A 23,938-nucleotide genomic window follows, 5' to 3' on the forward strand; every position below is an offset into this window, starting at 1 on the left:
TTTAAATCTGTACGGAAAAGAATGCCGGAACAACGATGATAACAAGCACAACTCCCAGCATCAGGAACATAGGAGCCAGCATTTTTGTTCCTGCTTCTTCTCCAAGTTTTTTTGCAAAGTCTTTCCGTTCTTCAAATGCCTGAAATGCTTCCTGCTTCAGCAGTTCAGAAATTCCTCTGGAACCTTTTTTCAGATTCTGTGAAAGCAATGTTCCGAATTTCCGATACTTCGTGAGTCCACATCGTTCTCCAAACCGTTCATAACATTCGCTTTCCGACGCTCCACTGCTGATTTCATGCATTGTATATGCCATTTCCTCATAAATTTCCCTGCGCCCGTTTCTTTTTTCCTCTTCTTCATAAGACTGGACAATTTTACTCCATGCATTTCTCACCGGTAAACCAGCCCCCAAATAAAGCGTAAATCTGCTGATCAACTGTGGATAGTCGAATTCCATCTGCTTTTTCCGCGCCTTGTCTTCTTCTTTTTTCCTTTGTCCTTCCGCCGCATAACACAACATCGCAAGTATGGTTCCAAGCAGAAGGATCCCCACAGCCCGAAAATCCGTCACATATTTCCATATGACCTGCTGTCCGTCCACACTGGTCGGAAGAGACATCTTGTCCTTTGTTGCCTGTTCTTTATCCAGTCTTTCCGTTTCTGCTTTCAGATCCTGTAACCATCTCTCCGCCTTTGTAAGTTTCGTGGGATATATATGCACATAAAATGTATGATAAAATGTTTCTTCCCCATAACTTAACACAGCATCCAACTTCAACAATATTCCCGATGCATCCACCACCTCCTGACGCAGTTTTCCCTGTTGATCCATCACCTCATAATTATCCAATTCCCACGCGATCGTTATCCCTGTTTCCGGTATCTCCGTAATCAGATCCAGATCGCTTCTTACCTCATCCAGACTTTTGTTTTCTCCCAGAATAAGTGTTTCCAGTTTCCTTGCAGCTTCTTCAAATACATTCTCCAACTCTTCTTTGGTATATTTTTCCTCGCTGACTTTCACAGTCACGGATTCTTTCACATCCCCGATCTGCACTTCCAGATCTTCTTCCCGGCTTCCCATCCCGGGCGCATTTCTCTGCAAAACGCTCTGCCCATGTTCATCCTGCAAAAGTTTCTTTCCGTTATCCGACATAAATACAAGAAATGCGATTCCTACCGTGCCAAGAAAAATCAAGATTATTTTTCTGCAAAGTTCTTTTCCCGGTTTCTTCATTCTTCTATACCTCAATTTTTATGATCCGATTTCCAAGCCGGTAGGCAAACAGATATACGACCATACATCCCGTCATCAATAATACTCCCGGAATGTTTCCATACAATACATTTAGAAACTCCGGGAATGCCATGCGCATATAACCGATCATCCCAAGAGGAATCACACACATCACATGAAATTCCAATCGTTTTGCTGCCAGAACCGTCTGTATTTCGCGTTCTGTCTCTATCTTTCCGCCTATGATCCGAACCGTTTCTTTCAATATAGAGATACTGTCCCCTCCTGTTCTTTTCGCCGCCGCAAATACCGTCACAAAGTTATTCACATCCTCCTGATTTACTCTTTTTGAAAATGAAGTCAAAACTTGTTCCGCCGTAAGATTCATATCAAGTTCTCTGACCATTCTTTCAAATTCTGTCCGTATCCGACTGCCCTCCCGGTACAATGGACGCAAATCTTTTTCCGTCTCGCGTATCGCATTTTCAACAGAATATCCTGCCTTTAAAAGAGACGATAAAATCTGGATCCCATTTTGAAATTGTTCACGAAAAAGTTGTTCTTTTCTTTTACAACACTCCTCTCTCCACTCATGCCAGTACCAGATTCCGACCGGAAGAAGCGCCGTGACCGCTAACCATGTATTATAAAAAAGCCATGCCGCAGTCCCCACCAGTAACACAGACTGCACTGCTGCCGCCACATACTCCCTCCGGCTGATATCCTGCTGCCAGCAACTTGTCCCAAAAAGCCAGTTCTTCCACCTTCACCAATGTTCCCTTAATTTTTCCATTCTCCATTCCCTCCTCCCGAAATTCATACAAAGTCCGCAGCCTGATCTGACCATCCTCAACTCCCATGACCTCTGCTATCTCCAAAACTCTCCGGCTCTTATCCCGAAGTCTTCCAAGATGAACGATAATATCCAGTGCCGAAGCAATCTGCCGCTGAATTGCAGCAAGCGGCAATTCAATCCCCATCATCATCATTGTTTCCAGACGGTGCAGCATATCTGCCGGATTATTGGCATGCCCGGTCGACATAGATCCGCTATGTCCGTTCAGCATCGCGGAAGAAATCATATCTACAGTCTCTTCTCCCCGAACTTCTCCTACAATGATCCGGTCCGGACGCATTCTCAGCGCAGACCGGATCAAATCCCGGATCGTAACCGCGCCTTCTCCTTCCAGATTTGCATTTCTCGCTTCCAACCGTACCAGATTCGGAACTCCATGTATCTGTAGTTCCGCATTATCTTCGATCGTTATGATCCGTTCTTCTTTCGGAATAAAATCAGACAACACATTTAAAAACGTTGTCTTTCCAGCTCCGGTTCCTCCACTCACAAAAATGTTATATTTGGCACGCACCAGAATTTTCAAAAAGTCAGCCGCCTCTTTCGGGAGACTTCCCCATAAGATCAGTTGTTCCATCGTAACAGCCTCTTTCGGAAACTTCCTGATCGTCACGATCGGTCCGTTCAATGCGACCGGTTTCAGCACAACATTTACCCGTGATCCATCTTCCAGACGCGCATCTGCGATCGGAGAACTCTCATTTACATAGCGGTTCGTACCGGCAACGATCTGCTGTATCACATCCTCCAATCTGTTTTGTGATAAAAAACGCCGGTCAGAACGCACGATCCGACCATCCCGTTCCAGAAAAATCTCATCCGTACCATTGATCATAATCTCCGTGATCGTGTCATCCTCAATCAGTTCCTGCAAAATATCCAGCTTTCGAAATGAATGAAACAACTGACGGCTCAGCAAAATCTGTCTGCGCAACGGTATATATTCTTCCTCGGCCGCTTCCTGAAGCACTTCTCTGATCAGATCGGTAAGTTCCTCGTCCGATATATCCCGTGTCAGATCGATCCGCTCTAATACGCGTTCATATAATTGCTCTTCCCTCACTTCTTTTTCCCTGCTCCGATCTTTCTCCGCATCTTCACCTGTACCGTTTTCTCCAAAACTTCTTCAAGACCCATTTTCCGCAAATTCTCCGTATACTGTGACATCTTTGCCAGTGCGGCTGCCTCCTCGATCACCGGAGTATATATCGTATCGCATCGCATCAGAATAGAATATAACCCTGTAATGCTGTCTCCAAGATCCAGAATCACTTTTCCGTAAACGCACTGATCTAAAATGCACTCAAGCAATGTCAGCCACTCCCGCTCTTCTACTGCCCGAAGATCCTGTACACAGGCAATCGGATACACGTAATCCAGCTTTCCCGCCTGTCCTGTCATGGAACTGATACGAAGACCGAAATCTTTTCTTTCTTGACTGCAGTAATAAAGAAGATCGCCCAACGTCTGATCCTGTTCCCCCGGAAAATACAAATTCCCACCGGAATATTCCTCCAGATTCAAATAGATCGACGGTTCTTTTTCCGCCAGTCTCTTGCCTAATTCAATTGCAAACCGGGTTTTCCCAATGCGGTGTATCGGAGAATATACTCCGATCAGTTCTCCCTCTGTTTCCTCCTCCGGAAAATACTTCTTATCGATACACTGCTTTTCTGCCTCCATCATACGATTCCAGATTGCTTCCGCACTTTGGTAGCGATAGATTTCCCGACCTCCCGCTCCAGCCTTTTCAGAAAGTTCTCTCGTCAGCAAAAAGCAGGTCTTCGCAGGGATCGGAGATTCCAGTTTCTGAAAATATTCGCCGGCGATCAGAAGAACATGTATCGTCTCTTTTTCTGAAAATTCTGCCGCCTCCTCTACTGTATCGAACAGATACAAGCGAATCCCGGCTACCTTTTTCCCACTGAATATTTGCAGAAGATTTTTTGCATACTGCTTTTCACAGTCGCAGATCACAATATTTTTTACATACAACCTATCCCTCCTGTTCTTCTTTTTCACTTTCTAATTCGAATAATTTTGCTGCGAATATGCAGCATGATCCTTACATGACGGCTGAATTCAGATCTATATCAGCCTAAGATATATCTGTCTCAAAAACGAAAACAGATGTGACAGCAGCACTGATGTCTGCTGTGTGAGTTGTATTATAAACACGTCATTCTGAAATGTCCATAGCCATTTCTAAATTTGTAGCTTTTTGTTAAATACTTACAAATTTTGATAGAATAAAATTCCATAAAGGAGGCACACCCCGGGAATTCCAAGAGTTCCGGATGTTAAAACAGATAATGCATTCAGACCGACATTCAATATTTTCTGATCGGTAAGAATATACTGATTGATAAAAATAATAAGACCCGATCCAAAAATTGCACGAATGATAAAATTCACCACCATTGTTGATAACTTATGTTCCATGTGTTTCCCCTCCCTTCATATGTTTCATTTATATTCAAAAAGATCCGCATTTATTCACACCACTGTGAACAAATGCGGATCTTTTTTATAAGCCTATTTCGATATTCCGACCGGTTCGTTCATATTTACGATACTCTACACCTGCCGCGTCCAGCATCCTTTTTGATGCGATCACCGCAGCCGTATCTGCGTATTTATCACAATCATAGATCAGTTCCCTGATTCCACACTGGATGATCGCTTTTGCGCACTCATTGCATGGAAACAATGTTACATACATTTTAGCGCCAACCAGTTCTCTTCCCGGACCACTGTAATTTAATATGGCATTCAACTCGCTGTGCGTAGAATAAACATATTTTGTTTCCAGAGGATCCTCACCATCTCTTGTCCATGGAAAAGCATCATCGGAACACCCCAGCGGAAATCCGTTATATCCCATAGATAAGATCTTATTATCCTGACTGACAATACAACAGCCCACCTGTGTTCCCGGATCTTTTGAACGCATCCCGGAAAGCATCGCAACCCCCATAAAATACTCGTCCCAGGACAAGTAATCCCGTCTCTTATCCGACATCATCCTGTCCTCCTTTATTTTATTTTGTGCCGAAAATACGGTCTCCCGCATCTCCCAGTCCCGGCAGAATATACGCATGTTCATTCAAACGCTCGTCCAGAGCGCCGATATACAGCGGAACATCCGGATGATCTTCCTCCATACGCTTTACGCCCTCCGGAGCAGCGATGATACACAAAAAGCGAATATGTTTGACCCCTTTTTCTTTTAACATCTGGATCGCAGCAGAACAGGATCCGCCTGTTGCCAGCATCGGATCTACCACAAAAACTTCCCGTTCACTGCAGTCTGCCGGAAGTTTACAGTAGTATTCTACCGGCTCATGCGTTTCCGGATCTCTGTAAAGTCCGATATGTCCCACCTTTGCAGCCGGGATCAGGGATAAGATCCCGTCCACCATTCCAAGACCCGCACGAAGAATCGGCACAACCGCCAGCTTCTTTCCTGTCAGTTCCTTTCCTACCATCTCGCAAAGCGGCGTTTTGATCTTAACATCCTGTAATTTCAAATCTCTTGTTGCCTCATAACACATCAGACCTGCGATCTCGCTGACAACCTCCCGGAATTCTTTTGTACCCACATCTGTTTTCCGGATATGTGTGATCTTGTGCTGAATCAGCGGATGATCCATTACATATACTTCTGACATTATGCTCCTCCTTCTGTAAATGAATTTAATTTTTCTGTCAATTTATGAATTAACTTGGAAAGTGTTTCCAGACATTCCCCGTATACATTCAGCGGTTTCCCGTATGGATTCGGTATGTCTGTCTCTTCCCCCGTAAATTCTTTAAGTGTGTAAATATTACCATTATCACCATACTGTTCTGTCAGCTTTATTTTCTGCTCTTCGTCCATGGTCAATAACAGAATATCCCCCTCCATCTCTGCCTCAGACAATGCAACGGCAGTATGAGAAGCCATCGTCATCTGCGCACTTTTCATCACGGCTTCTGCTTTTTGATTCACCGGTTCCGGGAATAGAACGACCATCCCCCTGGAATCGATCACATATTCCTGATGCAGATCTTCTCTTCGCAGCATTTCCGCAGCCATTGGTCCCCGGCAGGTATCTGTCATACTTACAAATATAATTCTCCTGTATTTCTGCTGTTTTACAACAGACGCGGCGGAAATTCGCAGATGTCCCGCGGCTTTTTCCAGACGGTTCATGATCGCGTTCCCGATTCCCTGAAGGGCAAAAGATTCGCTGTAAATCTCGTCAACTTCTTCGTCGTCAAATTCACGCAGTACCGCATACAGATTCCTTGCGATTGTTTTTTCATTTTCACGGGTTCCGATATTTTTTACGACTCCGTTTGTATAATAGCTATAAGTCTCATTTGTTGCGATGACGCCGACCCGTTTTCCCTCCCGGACGGCTGCGTAACACAACTGTCGGATTGCAAGAACTTCTTCTTTTACATTTCCCTCAACGATCATCAATTTTGCTTTCGGCGCGTAATGGCGGTATTTCATTCCCGGCGCTTTCGGCGCCTTATCTGTCTCCCTGCCGAGAAGCGTCTCGTCAATACTGACATGCCCCACAACAGGTTCCATCATATCTGCGGTGATCGCTCCCGGTCTTAAGATCATCGGCGGTGTGACCGTCATATCTAAAATGGTAGATTCCAAACCGATATCTACGCTTCCTCCATCCAAAATCATTTCAATCTTACCGTCCAGATCTTCTCTGACATGCTCCGCTGCTGTCGGACTTGGTCGCCCGGATGTATTAGCGCTCGGCGCAGACACATATCCGCCCACCGCCCGGATCAGTTCTCTGGCGATCGAATCACTCGGCATGCGCACTGCTACCGTGTCCAACCCTCCGGTTGTCCCGTAAGGCACTTCATCGCTTTTTTCCAGGATCAATGTCAGCGGACCCGGCCAGAACTTTTCCGCAAGCCGCCCCACTTCTTCGGGAATGTTCACTGCGATCCGATTTAATGCATCAACTTCACAAATGTGTACGATCAGCGGGTTATCCGATGGTCTTCCTTTGGCTGCGTACGTTTTTCTGGCCGCCTCCTCGTCCAGTGCGTTCGCTCCCAGCCCATATACGGTTTCCGTCGGAAATGCCACAAGACCGCCCTTTTTCAGTATCTCGCCAGCTTCCTGTATCGTCTTCTGGTCTATATTCATTTTATCTATTTTTTTTATTATTGTCTCCATGTTTTTCATTATACCATTATTATGGCAGAAAGACGAACTAAATTTGCAAATACGATAAAATTCCGTTTGCAATCCCCTCCGCAAGCTTCTCCTGATATGCATCCTCGCAAAGTAACGCTTCTTCTTCCGGATTACTCAAAAAACCACATTCAACGATCAGCACCGGAGGTTCTGTCTTTTTCAGCATATAATATGTATCGTTTGCTTTTATTTCCCTGTTTTTCTGCAGTTCCACTTTCTGAAGTGCTTCCTGTACGACCTTTGCGGCATTTTCTCCCTCCCTTGAATGTGTATAATAAAAAATCTGTGTTCCGAAAACGCTTGGATCCGGATAGCTGTTCTGATGGATACTGACTGCAAGCACCGGTTTCGTTTCATTGATCAGTTTTACTCTCTCTTTCAAATCTTCCACCTGTGAATCTGCCATCCCGGCATCGTCCGTTCTCGTCATGATCACCGTGATCCCAGCTTCTTTCAGATGCCGTTCTACTTTTTTTGCGATGCACAGGTTCATTTCCTTTTCCTTTGTTCCCTGTGTCCCAATTTTTCCGGGATCGCGCCCCCCATGCCCGGAATCCAAAATAACCGTCTGTTCTTCTTTCTCTGCTTTCTCCTTTAATTTTCCGCTTGTTTCCACCTCTTTTTTATTTCGGGAATTCAGATATTCCCCGGTTTTCTGACTGACTACGATGATCCCGGCAAGCGCAGCCATTAATAACAGAATCCCCATTTTCCTGACGACTACTATTTTTTTCCCTTTGATCTTCTCTTTCATTTTTCCTTTAAAACGCAAAAAAACATCCCCTTTCGCATACATATATTCCATATATATGCCAAAAGGAGATGTCCTTTTCCGTTAATTTACATATTGGAGAATCAAATCCCATATGCTGGAATTTTCCCAGCCAAGTTTCCACTCTGCAACACCTGCAAGCTGATTGCTCTTGATCAGTTTCAGTTTTTCTTCCAGAGAAGCGGTATCTTCCAGCCAGATCTTATAGACTCCGCCGTCTGCTTCCCATTCCGCATAGTATTGCTTGTCTGTATCATTCCATTCTGCCTGTACGCCGGCCGACTGCAAAATCTGCTGTGCTTCATCCATACCCATCGCTGTGCTTGTGACTTTATTGGCATAATTTGCTGCCTCTCCCTCACTCGCATCCATCTCTGCATCCGTTTTCGGTGTTTCAAACCATAACCGTGTATACAATGGAACGCCGATAACCACTTTCTCTTTCGGCACAGATTTCAAAGCATCTTTGATTCCCTGTTCTACATAACCATACGATGCCACTGAGCCGGCTTCATAAGATCCCTCTGTATGTTCATCATATGCCATGATCACAACATAATCTGCCATGATTCCCTGTTCTTCCAGACTATAATGTCCATTGTACGGCTGCGGTACATAATTATCCACTGAAAATACAAGTCCATTCTGACGGCATTTTACCGACAGTTCACGGACGAACTGGATATAATGCTCGCCGCACTCTTCGGAGATCAGTTCAAAATCCAGATTGATCCCGTCGATTCCCGACTGAAGAGCTGCTGCGATCACCTGATTGATCAATGTCTCGCGCTTTGACGTATAGCTGAGCACTTCATACGTCTCCTCATATGAGTTGATTCCTCCATGGAAATCTCGAAGCACTGCCCATACATCCAAATTAGACTGATGCGCATAATTCACATAATCCGAACTTGCAAGAGAATTGATATTACCGTTTGTATCGGCAATACTGAACCAAGTCGGAGCGATCGTCGTCAAACCTTTGGTTCCTGCGATCGTCTCCAGTACATAGCTGTTGGCTTCTGCATTGTCCACATTGTGCCATGCCATATTGATCGTCTGATTCATTGAAATATTCGTATACTCCAGTTCTGTAAACTCTCTGGAAGTTTCTTCCTCCACAACTTTTTTCAAAGCGTTCGTCTTCACATATCCGATAAATCCATCCGCTGTCGCTACTTTCTTCCAATCATCTTCATCTTCTAGCACCGTAACTTTATCTGCTTTCTTGACTTCCGTCAGAATCGGGCTCTTTACTCCGCCTTGATAACGTACTTCTGTATCCCGTTTTAATACCGAAGTCTGGATCTTACCCCAGTCACTCGTAACGACGACTCTGTCCGGATTCTTATAAACACTGTAATCCAGATTGGTGTACTGCTGAATAAACGGAAGTGCGATATATGCTGTTCTTCCTTCAGTTTTCAGGATTATAAAATCTTCACTTTTCTTTTCTGTAACTTCTGTATACTCTTTGCTGCCGACAGTAACCGAAACATTCCCATTCGGTAACGTATAAAGCATAACACTTTCGTTCGGATCCCAGTAAAAACGTTCATTGATAAACTTTCTTACCACAGAATATTCAATATACGGCTCTCCATCGATCATCTTTCCGACTACATGACCGCTGTCTTCTCCTTTTATCACCTGATCGTTGACAACAAGTGCAAGAGAGTCTTCTCCTGTCAGCCCGTAATATTGTTCTAAATCAGCTTTCTCTTTCGACGGACCGTATCGCTGCCAGATAAAAACGCCTCCTGCAATTCCTACGATGACAGCAATCAGCAAAAACATCCTGATCAGAAGATTGCGTCTTCTTCTCCTCGCCCGGCTGCTTCTTCTCTTTGGACGCTGACCGCCCGGCTGTGCTCCTGCACTACCCCTGCTGCGACTGACATTTCTGCTTCGATTTCCGCCCGCATTCGCAGATCCGCTTCTCGAAGATCCGGAATTTGTACTGCCATTCCTCATAGGCTCTGCACCGGTTCCGCCAATCCGCTGTCTGTTTCCAGCATTCACTCTGCTCCATTCTTTTCCGTCCTGCGTATAAGATGCTGACGGATTCCGGCTCGACATTCCGCGCCAGCTTTCATCGTGCTGGGTCGTTTCCCTGCTGCCTGATATTCTATATTCTCCTGTTCCTGAACTTCCCGGTCTTTGGTCGCTGCTGCCTGGGCGTCTGACTGTACCCTGCTGCCTGGTCCTCTGATTCAGGAAATCATTTTCTCTGTTTCCTCTTTCGTCCATGCGGCACCTCCTGTTAGACCTTATTATATCATATTTTTTTTATACGTCATTATAATTTTACTATTTTAGCAAAGATTTTGTAACATTTCAGCCAATTCAAACTATTTCTAACGAACTTCTTTACATGTTACGCTTTTTATTCCTCGAATACAGAGTCTTCAACCATTCTGAATAAAGGGGGAATTGCGTCTGGCTGCTCTTTGACCTTTCTGTCTTCTGTTCTTTCGATACTTTTCGTTGATATTTACAAAAGAAAGTGATTCAATATGACCCTCCGGATCAATTTCATAATCCCGCATATAACTTCCGGCTTCACGAACCATATGCTGCCGTACTACCTGCATCGGACTCGCACTGTTCCCGTCAATCAATATACAGACTCCTTTCTTCTCATAATCCTCCAGTTCCGTATACAGGTTTTCATATACCGCACTATCTTTTTTCATTACACTGCTCCTTTCCATAACGACTCGGATCAGCTATAAAAACTGCATCTTACAGACCAACCGGAAGTTTCGTGACATACCGCTGAATGTTCATGCAGCAGGAAGATAGCAGAGTCGTTCTTTAACTTCTCACATTCTTTTGATTTGTTCCAGAAAACGGAACATCGAAATATATTGAACTATTAACAGAATATTGCCAGATTCACTGATACAGCAATCTCCGTGCCCCTCCTTTCATGATTTTTTGACACTCACTGATCAAAAGCTATCCTCTGTGCCGCTATTATATATCCGCATTTTTCTCTTTTTCAATGTGTTTCTTGTTTAAAACCGTTGTGAATTTGTTGATAAATACGTTGCACGGAATTTCATTTTATTCACATCATGTGTAAAGAAATCTCCAATGTCAATTTCTTCCTTTTCTTTTTTCTTTACATCCTGCAAATTTTTGTTTATACTATTATGGAATAAATATATTTTCTAATCATTGAAGGATGTGATCATATGAAGATTGAAAAACTGAATGAAAATCAGATTCGCTGCACTTTGACACATGCTGATCTGGCGGAACGCCATCTAAAACTAAGTGAACTTGCATATGGTACGGAAAAAGCGAAGTCATTGTTTCGTGACATGATGCAGCAGGCATCTTTTGACTTTGGTTTTGAAGCTGAAGATATTCCACTGATGATCGAAGCGATTCCTGCTTCTGCTGATTCGATTGTCCTGATCATAACGAAAGTGGAGGATCCGGAAGAATTAGACACCAGATTTTCCAAGTTTACTTCTGCCGGAGATGCGGATGGAAAGACCCGCGAACCGCTCAGCAAGCTGGAGGGTGCAGAAGAATTTATGGATCTGCTCAACAAAGTAAAAGATGCAGCGTCCAGCGTAGAAAAATCTGCTTCCAGGAAAACAGACAGTGCAGAACCTACACCGATCCCTGTAAAGCTTTTCTCCTTTGAGACGATCGATCTGGTCATCTGTGCAGCACGCCTGATCGCACCGATGTATCAGGGCGCCAACACTTTATATCGTGATTCGGCAAATGACATGTATCTTCTTGCTCTTACGCCATCCGAGCACACAAAACAGGAGTTCAGCAAAGTCTGCAACATGCTCTCTGAATTCGGCGCTCAGGAAAAAGCAAGTGCTTCCGTGCTCGCTTTTCTGGAAGAGCATTGTGAAATCACCATTGCGGCTGATGCAATCCAAAAATTATCCGCACTCTAAGTTAAAAACATATCGGTTATTCACATAACGAAAACCGCAACAGAAATCAAAAACAAAAGATCCTTTGTGACCTCCGAAATGATTTCTGCTGCGGTTTTTCTTATTCGATATTTTTCTTTAAATTTTAAGATTAAGCCTGCATCGCTTTCTTTGCAGCATTAATCTTCTCTACGAGCAGATCTGCATCGATTCCATGGACCATTGCAGCCTCTTCCAAAGATTCCATCTGTGCAGACGGGCAGCCAAGACAGTGCATTCCAATCTCCATCAGGATCGGAGCAGCCTCCGGAAATACTGTTAACAGTTCACCGATTGTTGTATTCTTAGAAATCTCTGCCATTTCTATTTCCTCCTTTATTGTTCAGTTGTTTTAACAACACTACGGTTTATTATAATCTCTAATTTTAAAATTATCAACCACGAACTATAAGTATGTGAATATTCTGAATTGTCTATATTCTGCATATCACTTTTAGACTACTTAAAAGTCAACATCTTTCTTTCTTTTTTTCGACAAAATATAATTTTCATGATATGTAACCAAAACACGCGTTCTTTTTTTATTCAAAGTAATTCACATAATTCACACCTTTTTATGTGGATAATGTGGATAACTTTTGTATAACACACTTTTTTTCCACATTTTTTGATATTTTGAATGTGGATAAGTTGAAAACTATTCTTTTCGTTCATTCGACTTTTTTTTACATTTTCACCTTAATTTGTGCACTTTGCATATTATCATTTTTTCATGCATTTAAAACTGCAAAATACTTTTTCTTTTTTCATAAAACAAGTTATCTGTGAATTTCTTTTTCTACTTATAAAAGAAAGACATCACCTCATAAAAAAGTGATGTCTTCCTGTTTTCTCTTCTTATAAAACCCGGCGTATTGTGACGATCGGCGCATACTGCGCACTGCAGATTCCAATTCCATCTGTCTCATTCATCGCATTGACGATATTTCCATCTCCCATATAGAGACCCACATGCCCATCGTAAAGAACGATGTCACCCGGCAACGCTTCATCGTAACTTACCTCATAACCTACCCCGACCATATCCCATGTCGTTCTTGGAAGACTGATTCCGAAATTCGCATATACAGCCTGAACAAATCCGGAACAATCCGCCCCATTTGTCAGGCTCGTCCCACCCCACACATAGGGATTTCCGATAAACTGACATGCAAAGTCGATCACCGCCTGACCTCCGGTCGCATTTTCTGTATTCCCGACCCCGGAAGTCACTTTTCCTGCCAAAACTGCCTCGGTATCTATAGCTTCTGTAGAAGAGACCGTAACCGCCGCTGTTTCTTCCGCGATCCGTCTACTCTCCTCTTCTCTTGTTTCTCCATAAGAATAATCTGTTGATATTTCTATATATTCTCCGCTTACCCAGCCATCCGTAGCTCCTGCTTTCACCGGATACCAGTTATCCACCGCATCTCCGGTCACTTCATACTGCTGACCGAATGTGACCTGTGTAAGAATTGCAGTATCCGTTCCCTGCCCGCTTCTCACATTCAATACCTGCGCGAGAACAGTCGCTTCCGGCTTTTCATATTCTTCCGCGCGTCTTTGCGCTTCATCTCCTGTATATAATGCTGAATCCGGAACATATCCGACTGCATTTCCCGATTGGATCTTTATCCAGCCGTCGCTGTACTCCAACACCGTTGCCGTCGAATCACTGTAAAGTTTTCCGGTCCAGTCACTTGTTTCATCCGGGGCACTTCTAATATAAGTAAAATCACTTGTATTAGAAAATGCCCTGTTCACATACTCACCCTGTTCTGTCGGTACCAGATACAAATCTATATTTTCTTTCACATTTACTTCATAACACTCTTCCAGTACCGATTCGATCCCTGCAATCGGCAAAGGTGAAGAAGTTCCATGTTCTTCCTCCGCTGCCTGAGCCGTCATTGCACTCCCCGGGATCATCACTGCCCCTACGATTGCGGGCAGAATCCAATTTTGCCTTTTGTGTGTAGTTCTCATATAAAACCTCCTGCCTTGTTCTGTCTTTATCTTTTGTAGGAAGTTCTAAATGTTACACATTTATTAAATTTTATTACGTTGTCATTATAACAACTCACTCACTCTATGTCAACCTGTTTAAAGCCTTTTTCATACATCACAGCTCGACATTTTCTATAATTATTTTTAACATTTCTTATCAAAAAGAAATGATTATTAATTATTTTGTAACATTTTGAAAATTTTATTCTTCTGTCGAAAAAAATGTATTTCTTCTATATTAAGATGTCAGCGGCAAAAGATCGCAAACTACGTTGCGTCGGAGTACAAGGGGAAATACCCGCGGTTGAGGTCTGCGAGTCGAAAAGAGACTGAGATTTGCTCTTCATCGACCGTTTCTCCCCTTGTACCCCGACGCTATCTTAATGTGATAAAAATTTTTACTGAATTTTTGAAAAAAATAGGTTGACATTTCCCTCTTAATCATGTATATTTTAATTACAGTAATTGTTACTATTATTGTTTTAAAGGAGGATTCCCGATGGCTAATTTAAAATATAGCCGGCAAAGAGAATCCATCAAACATTTTCTAGCGACTACGAAAGAACATCCAACTGCCGACACAGTTTACACACATGTGAAGGAGGAGTTTCCAAACATCAGTCTGGGAACAGTTTATAGAAACCTAAAGCTTCTGACCGACTTAGGCGAAGCGATCAAGATTACCGCCCCTGACGGCGGTGACCGGTTTGATGGATGCACTCAGCCGCACAATCATTTTTATTGCACAAAGTGCAAACGAATTCTGGATTTGGATCTGGATATGAAAAAGATCGAGATGATCAACCAGGCTGCCGCAGATAACTTCGACGGCATCATCCATTCCAGCAACACCATCTTTTTTGGTGAATGCAGTGACTGCATTAAGAAGTCATAACAATATATTTTATAAGAAAAGGAGATCAAAACTATGAAAAAATTTGTATGTACAGTATGTGGTTATGTTTACGAAGGAGAAGCAGCACCGGCAGAATGTCCACAGTGCCATGTTGGAGCTGATAAATTTAAAGAGATGACAGGAGACAGAGAGTGGGCTGCAGAGCACGTTGTAGGTGTTGCTCAGGGCGTTAGCGAAGACATCCTTGCTGACTTAAGAGCTAACTTCGAGGGAGAATGTTCCGAAGTTGGAATGTATCTTGCTATGGCTAGAGTTGCTCACAGAGAAGGATATCCGGAAATCGGACTGTACTGGGAGAAAGCAGCTTACGAAGAGGCTGAGCACGCAGCAAAATTCGCTGAGCTTCTTGGAGAAGTTGTAACAGACAGCACAAAGAAAAACCTTGAAATGAGAGTAGAAGCTGAGAACGGCGCTACCGCTGGTAAATTTGACCTTGCTAAACGTGCGAAAGCTGCAAACCTTGACGCTATCCACGATACAGTTCACGAGATGGCTAGAGACGAAGCTCGTCACGGAAAAGCTTTCGAGGGACTTCTGAAGAGATACTTCGGCTAAGATTCAGCTGAATAAAGAGAGAGAAGACTGAGAATTGTATATCTTGGTCTTCTCTCTTCTTATTTCTCACTGTTTCAACGCTCTATTTCGTACATTGCCACTTCATCTGTCTCTCTGTTTGTCGACACAATCACATCTTTTCCATCCCTCACAAAATGCCAGACATTTGCCGGACCGCAGTCATGATCAATAACATCACTTTGATATGTTTGTTTTTCCTTATCATAAGAAAAGCAAAGTAAATCTCTGTTTCCTTTTCGATGTCCGATCACAAGCGCATTTTCACCGCACAAGGAACCACCATAAATCGCATGACAAAACTCTGCCGTTTTTTCATATGAGTAAATACATTCAAAATTTCCTGTCTCTTTCGCCCTTTTGTATATTTTGATCTGATCCCCATGAAATGGGGCGATTACCGCAAGCTCCTCTTCGCCATCCTCATCAAGATCTACGAGCACTGCATCACTTGCCGGTATCGTAAGTAATGTTTCGGTCTTCCATTCCCCTCCGGCTTTTTCCGGCGGTATAAAACGAAATATTCCGTTCTCTGACGAGATCACACTGGTATCATATCCATTTTCACGGACCCGATAATATCCATGATTCTTTAACATCTGATCTTTGATCACAAAAAGTTCCAAAGCATGTTCCTCTCCGGTTTCTCCCAAGTTTTCAGGTAATACCGCCCCATATACTTTTCCCGGAGATGACCAGTCATCCTTATATTCATGTCCCGATTTTAATGTACAGGCAATCAAATAATGAATACCGTTCCGCTCTATAATATCAAATCGGTGTACATGTGGCAGCGAAACCAGTGTTTCCACGCTCCACTGTTTCTCCTTTTCTTTTGGCGGTCTGACAAGAACGATCGATGCTTCTTTTGAATCATTTGGAGAATAGAAGCGGTGTGTCGCAAGAAATACACCATCGCTACCCGGAACTTGAACCATACTCATAACGCCACCCGGCTGTTCCCATATTGTATCAACTTCATTTCCTTCTAAATCAAATAGAATACAGCGATCTGTTTTCTCCGCCGCCACAAGGAAAAAATCCTTTCCTTTATAATGAAGCGGTGCTATTGAATAACATTTTGTTAAATTTGAAATAATCTTTTTGTTAATCTTCACACTTTTCCCCTCTCTTTCTACATACAAGAACGAAACGGGATATTTTGCGGCGCTTCAAAGCAGTCTTCAAACCCCCGTCTGTGATGATATGCTTTCTTATCCTTATCGGTTGGATATACATATTTTCCTCCAACTTCCCAGAAAAATGGATGAAACTTATAATTCAGTCGATCTTTTTTCATTTCATACAACATTTTGATCTCGTCAACATCCGCCATAAAGTTGGTCCACACATCATAATGTACCGGTATCACAACTTCACACCGCAGTGCTTCCGCCATGCGAAGAATATCTACGGATGTCATTTTGTCCATAATTCCCGGAGGATTCTCACCATATGATCCAAGCGCAACATCAATGTCATAATCTTTTCCGTGTTTTGCATAATAAATGGAATAATGAGAATCTCCACTGTGATAAATATTTCCCCCCGGAGTTTTTATCAAATAATTTACAGCTTTATCGTCCATATCTGTCGGACAAATTCCGGTCAGTTCCTCTCTGTTCTCATCGGTACGGTCTGTTGTCACAAGGCAGGTCCGATCAAATGAATCCAGAACCACAATCTCGATATCTTTGATCTTGATCGTATCTCCCGGCTTCACAGTTATGCATCGCTCTTCCGGAACCCCCCACTTCATCCATGTTTCTACTGATTTTTTCGGACCAATAAATGGAACCGGAATTTTCTTTCCATCTTCATCAACTGTTGTCAATTCAGCTTTGATCACATGAGATGCATACTCTGCACTCATATGATCCTGATGATAGTGTGTTGCAAGAACCGCATCCACTTTTTGAATTGCAAACGGATCAAGTACAAACGGAACTGCCCGAAGATTCGGCTGCATCATCCGTGCACCACTCATATTTGCCATTTGATGACCAACTGCCATCTTTCCATTTCCATGAGTACGCTTTCCATTCCCACACCAAAGATCAATACTGATATTACAATCTTCCGGTGTCTTGACCCAGATTCCGGTACAGCCAAGCCACCACATCGCAACAGTTCCCGGTTTTACATCTTCCATTTCGATTTCTTCGTTTAGCCACGTTCCCCATTCCGGAAATGTATTCAATATCCAATTTTCTCTTGTGATCTCCTCAATTCTACTCATAATTCTGCCTCCTTCTTTTCATATGACTCATAAAATGCTTCATAGTAATTTCTTAATTTATTTGTGTTTTGATATAAAATTTCTGTATCCGGATCTGGTTCATAACAAAGATCCTCTCCATTCTCAGCGTAACGTTCATATCCCTCCTGATAATTATCCACATTTCCCAACGTTTTTTGTGCAGAAATCCACGCACCTAGCCCGGTTGCTTCCATTTCTTTTGGTTTTTTCACCTCTTTTTGAAACATATCCGAAAGAATCTGGCAATAAACCGGATTTCCTGTCATTCCACCCGCAGCCAGAATACTTTTTTGATTTCCGCCAACGACACGCTCTACTTCTTTCACACATTCCGAAAGTTCTGCTGCAATTCCCTCTAAGAGTGCACGTACCAAATCTCCCTTATTGTTCTCAAATCCAATTCCCATAAATCCTGCCCGTACACTTGGATTCCAACGTGGTGTCCCTTTTCCTGAAAATGATGTAGACGCAATTACGCCATTCGCTCCCGGACAGGATTCTTCCAACACTTTTGAAAATTCTTTAAAATCTCCCTTTGACTCCGGGAAAAACTGTTCATTCATCCACGCCGCTGCTTTTCCTGCGCTCAATACTGCGCCCTCCACAATCCATTTTCCGGGTATTGCTGAAACATTACAATTTACACTCATCTTTTTATCCAAAACCGGAACATCTGATAATCCGATCACATATGCCCCCGTTCCTGAATTCACTTCCATATCCCCATGTTCCAGACATCCAAGACCAAGCGCTGCACACTGCTGATCCCCTCCGGCTGAAATTACCGGGATCGATGTTCTTTGTTTCAAACACTTGGAAACTTCATCTATCGTATTTCCAACAATCCCACCAACCGGTATCAACGAACACAACTTTTCTTTTTTTACACCAAATATTAAAAGAAGTTCCTCTGACCATTCCAACTTTTTAATGTCAAAAAGTGATGTCCTGCTGGCTATGGAATGATCCGTTGCAAATTGGTGGGTAAGCTGATAAATCACATATTCCTGAAATCCAATCAACTTATACGCTCTTTGATATACCTCCGGTTTATTTTTTTTGAGCCAGACCATTTTGGGCGCAGAAAACACCGGCGATAATTTCATTCCCGTAATCTGATAGATTTTTTTCCATTCGTTCTTATATTCTAAGCAAATCTCCGCCGCACGCCGGTCTTGCCATGAAATTGCCTCCGTCATTGCACTTCCGTACTCATCTACCGGAATAACAGAAGAACGCTGCCCCGTCACCGAAATCACTTCGGCTTCCATTTGATTCTGCCCCAGCCATTCTCCTGCAGCTTTTAACATTTCCCATATTTTTTTCATAACCTCTTCCGGCTTTTGAATAGCCGTACTTTCATTCAGAACATACAGCGGATAATTTTTCTGAAATTTTGTACAAATCACTCCTTTCCGGTCAATAACAAGAAGTCTTGCACTTGATGTTCCGATATCGATCACGAGAGTTGCACACCTTTTTTCGTTTTGCTCCATATCTCTCTCATCCTTTCACAGAACCGGAAAGCATCCCCGCCTGTACTTTTTCATGGAACATCAAATAGATAATCGTCAAAGGAAGTACCGCCAAAACGATCGATGCAAAAATCGGTCCCATTCGTACGGAAAAATCACCTTTAAAATACATCAGACTTCTGGATACCGGGTACTTATCCGGCGTTGACAACAGAATAACCGAAAAGATCAATTCACTGTATGCATATACAAAAGAAATGATAGATACTGTTGCAATGATCGGTTTGGAAATCGGTAAAATGATCTTAAAAAGAATCTGCGTCATACTGCATCCATCGATCACGGCAGCTTCATCCAATTCACGGCTGATTCCTCTGATATATCCCGTCATCAAAAAAATAGCCTGTGGAAGTTGAAATGTCGTATATACAAGAACAAGCATCCAATATTTATCATATCCACCTAAATTTGCCGCAATCCTTGAAATTGGGATTACCGTCGTATGGATCGGAATCATAACGCCCAGCATAAACAACATAAAACATGGTGTCAAAAATTTATACTTCATCCTTGCAAAAATATAGGAAGCCAACATTCCCACAATAACAACTAAAAGCGTTGTAGAAATAGCAAGCAACAATGAATTTCCTATTGCCCGCAGCATATTTGCCGATAAGAGAGCATCTTTGTAATTCGCAAACTCCCACTTTTCCGGAAATGCAAACATATTCCCATAAATTCCATTGTTGTCTTTAAATGAACAAAGCACGGTTACAAGCAGAGGATAAAGCGTTACGATCGCCCAAAACCATGCAAATATACGAAATATAACATCTGATATTTTTAATTTTTTCATGGTATTTTCCTCCTTAATCTTCTGATTTCATCGCTTTATTCAAACCAATACTCAAAACCATTCCGAGCACCAGGATCACAACCCCGATCGCATTTCCCCGTCCGAAATTCTTAGAACTAAACGCTTCCGTATACAATAATGTAGCAGGAACTTCCGATGTGTGATTCGGTCCGCCGCCTGTCATTGCAAACATCAGATCAAACGTCTTCAAACATCCGCAGATACAAAGAACAGAAAATACTTTAAATGATTCTTTCATCAACGGAAGCGTAATATAGATTAATGTTTTAAACTTGCTTGCTCCGTCGATTTTTGCTGATTCATACACATCCTGCGGAATCGAAACAAGACCCGCCGCAAAAATCAGCATATTAAATCCGGCAAAAATCCATTCATTGACAAGAACAACCGAAACAACATTTAATGTTGGCGTTCCCAGCCAATTCATTGCCCATTCACTAAGTCCAACCTTTTCCAAAAGAGAATTGACCAATCCCCAATCCGGCTGAAGCATATAAACCCATATCAAGCCAACTGCTGTTACCGGAAGCATGACCGGAAGATAATAAGATACTTTAAAAAATTTCACTCCACGGATACTTGATGTAATAATTTTTGCCAGCAAAAACGCAAGCGGCATCAAAATTAAAAATCCTCCAATCATAAAGAACAAGGCGTTTCGCATCGACAGCCAGAAATTTGGCGACTGAAATACTGCCTTATAGTTTTCCAATCCGATAAAAATCGGTTTGGCACTTGCGATTCCCGTCCACTTATAAAAGGAAAGTTTTACCGCCTCAAAAACGGGATAAAGCAAAAATACAAATAACAAGCTGAGGGCCGGCAAGATAAATGCAATCGACCAGACAAGATTCTTCCTCTTCTTTACCATGATCTTCTCTCCTTTCAGTATTCTTCTTTTAACTCAATTTCCAGCACCGTATCAATTTCATTTTCCAAAAGAAATGTTCCCTGAATCGGTTCTTGAAAATTAATGAATGTATACTCTGGAAATAGCTCCGTCACCCACGGTCTGACGATCAATACCTCAGATCCATCTGATACTCTTCTGATTTTTTTTATTTTTTCTGTCGGTATATTCAAGGCGATCGGTCCTATTTCCTGTTGAAGTAAATGCGCATATACATAATTTCCATTTCTTGTATAATATCCCCAATCCGGTTTTCCAAGCCCTGCTTTTCCGCAATTCCAGATAGATTTTCCATAATCTTCAAACCATTCCGCCATATCACTCAACACTTTCATTGCCGGTTTCGGAAATTTTCCACGCGCATTCGGTCCGATATTAACAAGAAGATTGCCTCCTTTACTGACACATTCCACTAATTTACGGATCAGACATTTCGCATCTTTATAATTATACGGATTCGGAGTATAGCACCAACTATTATTCATCGTGCAGCAAGCTTCCCACGGAAGATCATTCCCCATATCATCCAGAATCCCCTCCGGTGGAATAATCTGTTCCGGCGCCACAAAATCACCGGCATATACCGTAGGATTTGCAGTGCTGATACTGCCTTTTGCCGAAGCATTACATTCCAATCGGTTGTTTATGACTATATCCGGCTGAAGACTTCGGATCATAGAAACCAGTTCTGTTGCTTTCCATTTTTCTCCCCGCATTTCTCCATAGGAATTATCAAACCATAAGATATCTATTTTCCCGTAATTCGTGCACAGTTCACGGATCTGATTATGCATATATTCCAGATACCGGTTAAAATCATATTGATAATCTTTATACGCTTCATTATCCCTCATTGGATGATACAGATCTCCATAATGATGATAATCCGGATGATGCCAGTCAAACAACGAGTAATAAAATCCCACACCAAGTCCCTCTGCCCGAAAGGCTTCCGCGAACTCTCTTGCAAGATCGCGCCCGCATTTTGTATTTGTTGATTTATAATCCGTGTATGCTGAATCAAAAAGACAAAATCCTTCATGGTGTTTGACTGTCAAAACCGCATACCGCATCCCTGCTTCTCTAGCCATCTTCGCCCATTCTCTCGGATTAAAGTCAACCGGATTAAATTCCTCAAAATATTGTTCGTATTCTTCTATCGATAAACGTTCATAGGAGCGCTTCCACTCCGTCACACCATTGATGCAATATAGCCCCCAATGAATAAACAAACCAAATCTGGCGTCCATCATCCATTTTACATGTTGAAATCTCTTATCCATTCTTCCTCTCCTTACAATTTTCCTTACGATCGGAGCAAAATGGCATTCCGCCCCTTGTACACCGACACTATCCTCTTTTTTGTAAAAAACAGGAGCTGCTGCGAAACCTGTCTGGTATTGTTGCAACAGCTCCCCTCTCTGCTAATTTTATATACTCTTGCGTGCTTTACTTTACTTCTTCTTGTGAAACGATTTCTTCTCCGCAACTCTCCGGTGTTCCATCAAGGAATAATCCCTGCAGCGCGGTTCTTACTGTATTTAACATATGTGTTTCCGGATCGATTTCCTGCATATCACCGTGAAATTCTTCTGCTTCATCTACAATCCCTTTGATTTTTACGGTCATATCGTCAATCTCTGTTTCCGGATCTGACTCAAATTTCACCGGATAAATACCGCCATTGCTTGCCTTTTCCAATCCGGCATAATAGTCTTTCGATGTCAGATATTTTACAACTTCAACTGCGGCGTCATTCACTGCTTCATCTCCGCTGTCCGTGATGGAAAATCCCTGTCCGGATCCGCCCTGTACACAAGCTTTATATTCTTCTTTCTCTGCAAAATACGGAAATGCAGTTACATCTACTTTTCCATCTACCTCTGTTCCGGTAATCTCACCTACAAACCATGCTCCATCATAGCGAAAAGCACTTTCACCGGAAAGAAACGCTGCTTTCTCACCATTATTGTCTACACTAAGTGGATTACTTCCAAAATACCCCTTCTCGTTCCATTCCTGAATCTTTGCATACATCTCCAACATTTCTTCTGAATCATAATTTATTTCTCTGCTTGCCAGCTTATCAGCAATGTCTCCGCCGTATGCTTTATAACAAAGATTATTCAATAAATGTCCCGCCCGGAAATTACTGCTTTCTCCTAACTGGAATGGTGTAATTCCTGCTGCAACTAATTTATCACAGGCAGCTTCCAGTTCCTCGATTGTTTTAGGCTCTTCAATTCCATTTGCACTCAGAATATCCGTATTGTAATATAACAAAATCTGATACAACATTACCGGAACGCCATAAGTTGCCTCTCCATCCTGCCAGTTATCAAACAATGGAAGAAATGAATCACGCCACTCCGGATCTTCCTCAAAATATGGTTCCAAATCTAACAGGACACCACCGTCTATGTAGTCCTTAATGCTTGTTCCACCATAGTTGATAAAAACATTAGGCTGTGTTCCTGCACCAAACTGAGAACTCAACTTATCAAAGTATTGCTGTTCGTCCGTTACATTGTCCGCTACAATTGTAATTCCATTATCAAGTTCATTAAATTCTTCTATCTTCTGATTAAAATACTTAGACAATGTTTCCTCTCCACCCCAACGTGACGTTAAGCGAATCTCAATATTTTCGCCTTTTGATCCATCACCTTTTTCCGATCCATTGCCAGAACTACCTCCACAAGCTGTGAGTGAAAATATCATTGCAGCTCCCAGCGTACAGGCAATCCCTTTTTTCAATGCTTTTTTCATTGTTTCCTCCTTTTCTCTGTTCAAAACAGTCTTTACGAATCTATAATTGTTCTTTTGTTGTTTTAATTGTATCTTTTTACTAATGTTTCGTCAATTGTCATCAGTTACGAATTATTATTTC

The 23,938-nt window shown here is 42.4% G+C and carries 23 protein-coding genes; 3 read left to right on the forward strand and 20 right to left on the reverse strand.

Annotated features, from left to right (window positions below; translation table 11 throughout):
* Position 1: 1 nt before the first annotated feature.
* The 11 genes from I2H87_RS10540 to I2H87_RS10590 all read right to left on the reverse strand — a co-directional run bounded on the left by I2H87_RS10540 (position 2) and on the right by I2H87_RS10590 (position 10,779).
* Positions 2-1,237 carry a type II secretion system F family protein gene (locus I2H87_RS10540; protein WP_054703795.1) on the reverse strand — a complete coding sequence of 412 codons (1,236 nt, stop codon included), beginning with the start codon at positions 1,235-1,237 and terminating at the stop codon, positions 2-4.
* Between the two features lie 4 nt (positions 1,238-1,241).
* On the reverse strand, positions 1,242-1,940 hold the full coding sequence (locus I2H87_RS10545; RefSeq protein ID WP_195609917.1) for a type II secretion system F family protein: 699 nt from the start codon (positions 1,938-1,940) through the stop codon (positions 1,242-1,244).
* Entirely contained in the window at positions 1,882-3,156 is a 1,275-nt protein-coding gene (locus tag I2H87_RS10550) for a CpaF family protein (protein ID WP_195609919.1), read from the reverse strand. Before I2H87_RS10550 ends, I2H87_RS10545 begins: the two co-directional genes overlap by 59 nt.
* Positions 3,153-4,088 (reverse strand): P-loop NTPase family protein, encoded by a 936-nt coding sequence (locus I2H87_RS10555; RefSeq protein WP_195609921.1) that lies wholly within the window; start codon positions 4,086-4,088, stop codon positions 3,153-3,155. The genes I2H87_RS10550 and I2H87_RS10555 overlap by 4 nt, the downstream gene beginning before the upstream one ends.
* A gap of 237 nt (positions 4,089-4,325) precedes the next feature.
* The gene (locus I2H87_RS10560) at positions 4,326-4,535 is read right to left on the reverse strand and encodes a pro-sigmaK processing inhibitor BofA family protein (protein WP_022151676.1); all 210 of its coding nucleotides are present in this window, start codon (positions 4,533-4,535) and stop codon (positions 4,326-4,328) included.
* A gap of 85 nt (positions 4,536-4,620) precedes the next feature.
* Complete coding sequence (locus I2H87_RS10565) at positions 4,621-5,115, reverse strand: deoxycytidylate deaminase (protein WP_054703791.1); 495 nt, start codon at positions 5,113-5,115, stop codon at positions 4,621-4,623.
* Positions 5,116-5,134: 19 nt separating this feature from the next.
* A complete protein-coding gene (upp, locus tag I2H87_RS10570) occupies positions 5,135-5,764 on the reverse strand; it encodes a uracil phosphoribosyltransferase (protein WP_022151674.1) in 630 nt (209 codons plus the stop codon).
* Entirely contained in the window at positions 5,764-7,290 is a 1,527-nt protein-coding gene (locus I2H87_RS10575) for an L-threonylcarbamoyladenylate synthase (protein WP_195609923.1), read from the reverse strand. The genes upp and I2H87_RS10575 overlap by 1 nt, the downstream gene beginning before the upstream one ends.
* A 37-nt stretch (positions 7,291-7,327) precedes the next feature.
* Entirely contained in the window at positions 7,328-8,083 is a 756-nt protein-coding gene (locus tag I2H87_RS10580; protein ID WP_243273919.1) for an N-acetylmuramoyl-L-alanine amidase family protein, read from the reverse strand.
* Between the two features lie 63 nt (positions 8,084-8,146).
* Complete coding sequence (locus tag I2H87_RS10585; RefSeq protein WP_009267054.1) at positions 8,147-10,333, reverse strand: glycosyl hydrolase family 18 protein; 2,187 nt, start codon at positions 10,331-10,333, stop codon at positions 8,147-8,149.
* Between the two features lie 158 nt (positions 10,334-10,491).
* Positions 10,492-10,779 carry a hypothetical protein gene (locus I2H87_RS10590; RefSeq protein ID WP_009267055.1) on the reverse strand — a complete coding sequence of 96 codons (288 nt, stop codon included), beginning with the start codon at positions 10,777-10,779 and terminating at the stop codon, positions 10,492-10,494.
* A 504-nt stretch (positions 10,780-11,283) separates the two neighbouring features.
* Here I2H87_RS10590 and I2H87_RS10595 point away from each other — a divergent pair.
* Complete coding sequence (locus tag I2H87_RS10595) at positions 11,284-12,012, forward strand: adaptor protein MecA (RefSeq protein WP_009267056.1); 729 nt, start codon at positions 11,284-11,286, stop codon at positions 12,010-12,012.
* Between the two features lie 130 nt (positions 12,013-12,142).
* Here the strand turns inward: I2H87_RS10595 and I2H87_RS10600 are convergent, their stop codons facing one another.
* Both I2H87_RS10600 and I2H87_RS10605 read right to left on the reverse strand, forming a co-directional pair.
* Positions 12,143-12,352, reverse strand: a complete 210-nt coding sequence (locus tag I2H87_RS10600; protein WP_009267057.1) for a DUF1858 domain-containing protein — start codon at positions 12,350-12,352, stop codon at positions 12,143-12,145.
* A gap of 536 nt (positions 12,353-12,888) precedes the next feature.
* Positions 12,889-14,016, reverse strand: a complete 1,128-nt coding sequence (locus tag I2H87_RS10605) for a C40 family peptidase (protein ID WP_009267058.1) — start codon at positions 14,014-14,016, stop codon at positions 12,889-12,891.
* 520 nt (positions 14,017-14,536) lie between these two features.
* Here I2H87_RS10605 and I2H87_RS10610 point away from each other — a divergent pair.
* Both I2H87_RS10610 and I2H87_RS10615 read left to right on the forward strand, forming a co-directional pair.
* Positions 14,537-14,932: a Fur family transcriptional regulator gene (locus tag I2H87_RS10610; protein WP_009267059.1), complete on the forward strand. Its 396-nt coding sequence runs from the start codon at positions 14,537-14,539 to the stop codon at positions 14,930-14,932.
* A gap of 33 nt (positions 14,933-14,965) precedes the next feature.
* Positions 14,966-15,508 (forward strand): rubredoxin-like domain-containing protein, encoded by a 543-nt coding sequence (locus tag I2H87_RS10615; protein ID WP_009267060.1) that lies wholly within the window; start codon positions 14,966-14,968, stop codon positions 15,506-15,508.
* A 74-nt stretch (positions 15,509-15,582) separates the two neighbouring features.
* Here I2H87_RS10615 and I2H87_RS10620 read toward each other — a convergent pair whose 3' ends face one another.
* The 7 genes from I2H87_RS10620 to I2H87_RS10650 form a co-directional block, all read right to left on the reverse strand.
* Complete coding sequence (locus I2H87_RS10620; protein WP_009267061.1) at positions 15,583-16,644, reverse strand: hypothetical protein; 1,062 nt, start codon at positions 16,642-16,644, stop codon at positions 15,583-15,585.
* A gap of 17 nt (positions 16,645-16,661) precedes the next feature.
* Complete coding sequence (ulaG, locus tag I2H87_RS10625; protein WP_009267062.1) at positions 16,662-17,765, reverse strand: L-ascorbate 6-phosphate lactonase; 1,104 nt, start codon at positions 17,763-17,765, stop codon at positions 16,662-16,664.
* Positions 17,762-19,282 carry an FGGY-family carbohydrate kinase gene (locus tag I2H87_RS10630; RefSeq protein ID WP_195609925.1) on the reverse strand — a complete coding sequence of 507 codons (1,521 nt, stop codon included), beginning with the start codon at positions 19,280-19,282 and terminating at the stop codon, positions 17,762-17,764. The genes ulaG and I2H87_RS10630 overlap by 4 nt, the downstream gene beginning before the upstream one ends.
* Before the next feature lie 7 nt (positions 19,283-19,289).
* Positions 19,290-20,117 (reverse strand): carbohydrate ABC transporter permease, encoded by an 828-nt coding sequence (locus I2H87_RS10635; RefSeq protein WP_009267064.1) that lies wholly within the window; start codon positions 20,115-20,117, stop codon positions 19,290-19,292.
* A gap of 13 nt (positions 20,118-20,130) precedes the next feature.
* Complete coding sequence (locus tag I2H87_RS10640; RefSeq protein WP_009267065.1) at positions 20,131-21,009, reverse strand: carbohydrate ABC transporter permease; 879 nt, start codon at positions 21,007-21,009, stop codon at positions 20,131-20,133.
* Positions 21,010-21,023: 14 nt separating this feature from the next.
* Positions 21,024-22,331 carry an alpha-L-fucosidase gene (locus I2H87_RS10645; RefSeq protein WP_054705511.1) on the reverse strand — a complete coding sequence of 436 codons (1,308 nt, stop codon included), beginning with the start codon at positions 22,329-22,331 and terminating at the stop codon, positions 21,024-21,026.
* A 166-nt stretch (positions 22,332-22,497) separates the two neighbouring features.
* Positions 22,498-23,817 (reverse strand): ABC transporter substrate-binding protein, encoded by a 1,320-nt coding sequence (locus tag I2H87_RS10650; protein WP_195609927.1) that lies wholly within the window; start codon positions 23,815-23,817, stop codon positions 22,498-22,500.
* Between the last annotated feature and the right edge of the window lie 121 nt (positions 23,818-23,938).

Source organism: Mediterraneibacter glycyrrhizinilyticus (assembly GCF_015560805.1).
GTDB classification, from domain to species: domain Bacteria; phylum Bacillota; class Clostridia; order Lachnospirales; family Lachnospiraceae; genus Schaedlerella; species Schaedlerella glycyrrhizinilytica_A.

Bases quoted from the DNA above. Each gene is read 5' to 3' on its own strand.
- I2H87_RS10645 (WP_054705511.1), bottom strand. From the start codon at position 22,331: ATGGATAAGAGATTTCAACATGTAAAATGGATGATGGACGCCAGATTT.
- I2H87_RS10600 (WP_009267057.1), bottom strand. From the start codon at position 12,352: ATGGCAGAGATTTCTAAGAATACAACAATCGGTGAACTGTTAACAGTA.
- I2H87_RS10615 (WP_009267060.1), top strand. From the start codon at position 14,966: ATGAAAAAATTTGTATGTACAGTATGTGGTTATGTTTACGAAGGAGAA.
- ulaG (WP_009267062.1), bottom strand. From the start codon at position 17,765: ATGAGTAGAATTGAGGAGATCACAAGAGAAAATTGGATATTGAATACA.
- I2H87_RS10640 (WP_009267065.1), bottom strand. From the start codon at position 21,009: ATGGTAAAGAAGAGGAAGAATCTTGTCTGGTCGATTGCATTTATCTTG.
- I2H87_RS10650 (WP_195609927.1), bottom strand. From the start codon at position 23,817: ATGAAAAAAGCATTGAAAAAAGGGATTGCCTGTACGCTGGGAGCTGCA.
- I2H87_RS10575 (WP_195609923.1), bottom strand. From the start codon at position 7,290: ATGGAGACAATAATAAAAAAAATAGATAAAATGAATATAGACCAGAAG.
- upp (WP_022151674.1), bottom strand. From the start codon at position 5,764: ATGTCAGAAGTATATGTAATGGATCATCCGCTGATTCAGCACAAGATC.
- I2H87_RS10595 (WP_009267056.1), top strand. From the start codon at position 11,284: ATGAAGATTGAAAAACTGAATGAAAATCAGATTCGCTGCACTTTGACA.
- I2H87_RS10560 (WP_022151676.1), bottom strand. From the start codon at position 4,535: ATGGAACATAAGTTATCAACAATGGTGGTGAATTTTATCATTCGTGCA.
- I2H87_RS10635 (WP_009267064.1), bottom strand. From the start codon at position 20,117: ATGAAAAAATTAAAAATATCAGATGTTATATTTCGTATATTTGCATGG.
- I2H87_RS10605 (WP_009267058.1), bottom strand. From the start codon at position 14,016: ATGAGAACTACACACAAAAGGCAAAATTGGATTCTGCCCGCAATCGTA.
- I2H87_RS10565 (WP_054703791.1), bottom strand. From the start codon at position 5,115: ATGTCGGATAAGAGACGGGATTACTTGTCCTGGGACGAGTATTTTATG.
- I2H87_RS10630 (WP_195609925.1), bottom strand. From the start codon at position 19,282: ATGGAGCAAAACGAAAAAAGGTGTGCAACTCTCGTGATCGATATCGGA.
- I2H87_RS10585 (WP_009267054.1), bottom strand. From the start codon at position 10,333: ATGGACGAAAGAGGAAACAGAGAAAATGATTTCCTGAATCAGAGGACC.
- I2H87_RS10610 (WP_009267059.1), top strand. From the start codon at position 14,537: ATGGCTAATTTAAAATATAGCCGGCAAAGAGAATCCATCAAACATTTT.
- I2H87_RS10540 (WP_054703795.1), bottom strand. From the start codon at position 1,237: ATGAAGAAACCGGGAAAAGAACTTTGCAGAAAAATAATCTTGATTTTT.
- I2H87_RS10590 (WP_009267055.1), bottom strand. From the start codon at position 10,779: ATGAAAAAAGATAGTGCGGTATATGAAAACCTGTATACGGAACTGGAG.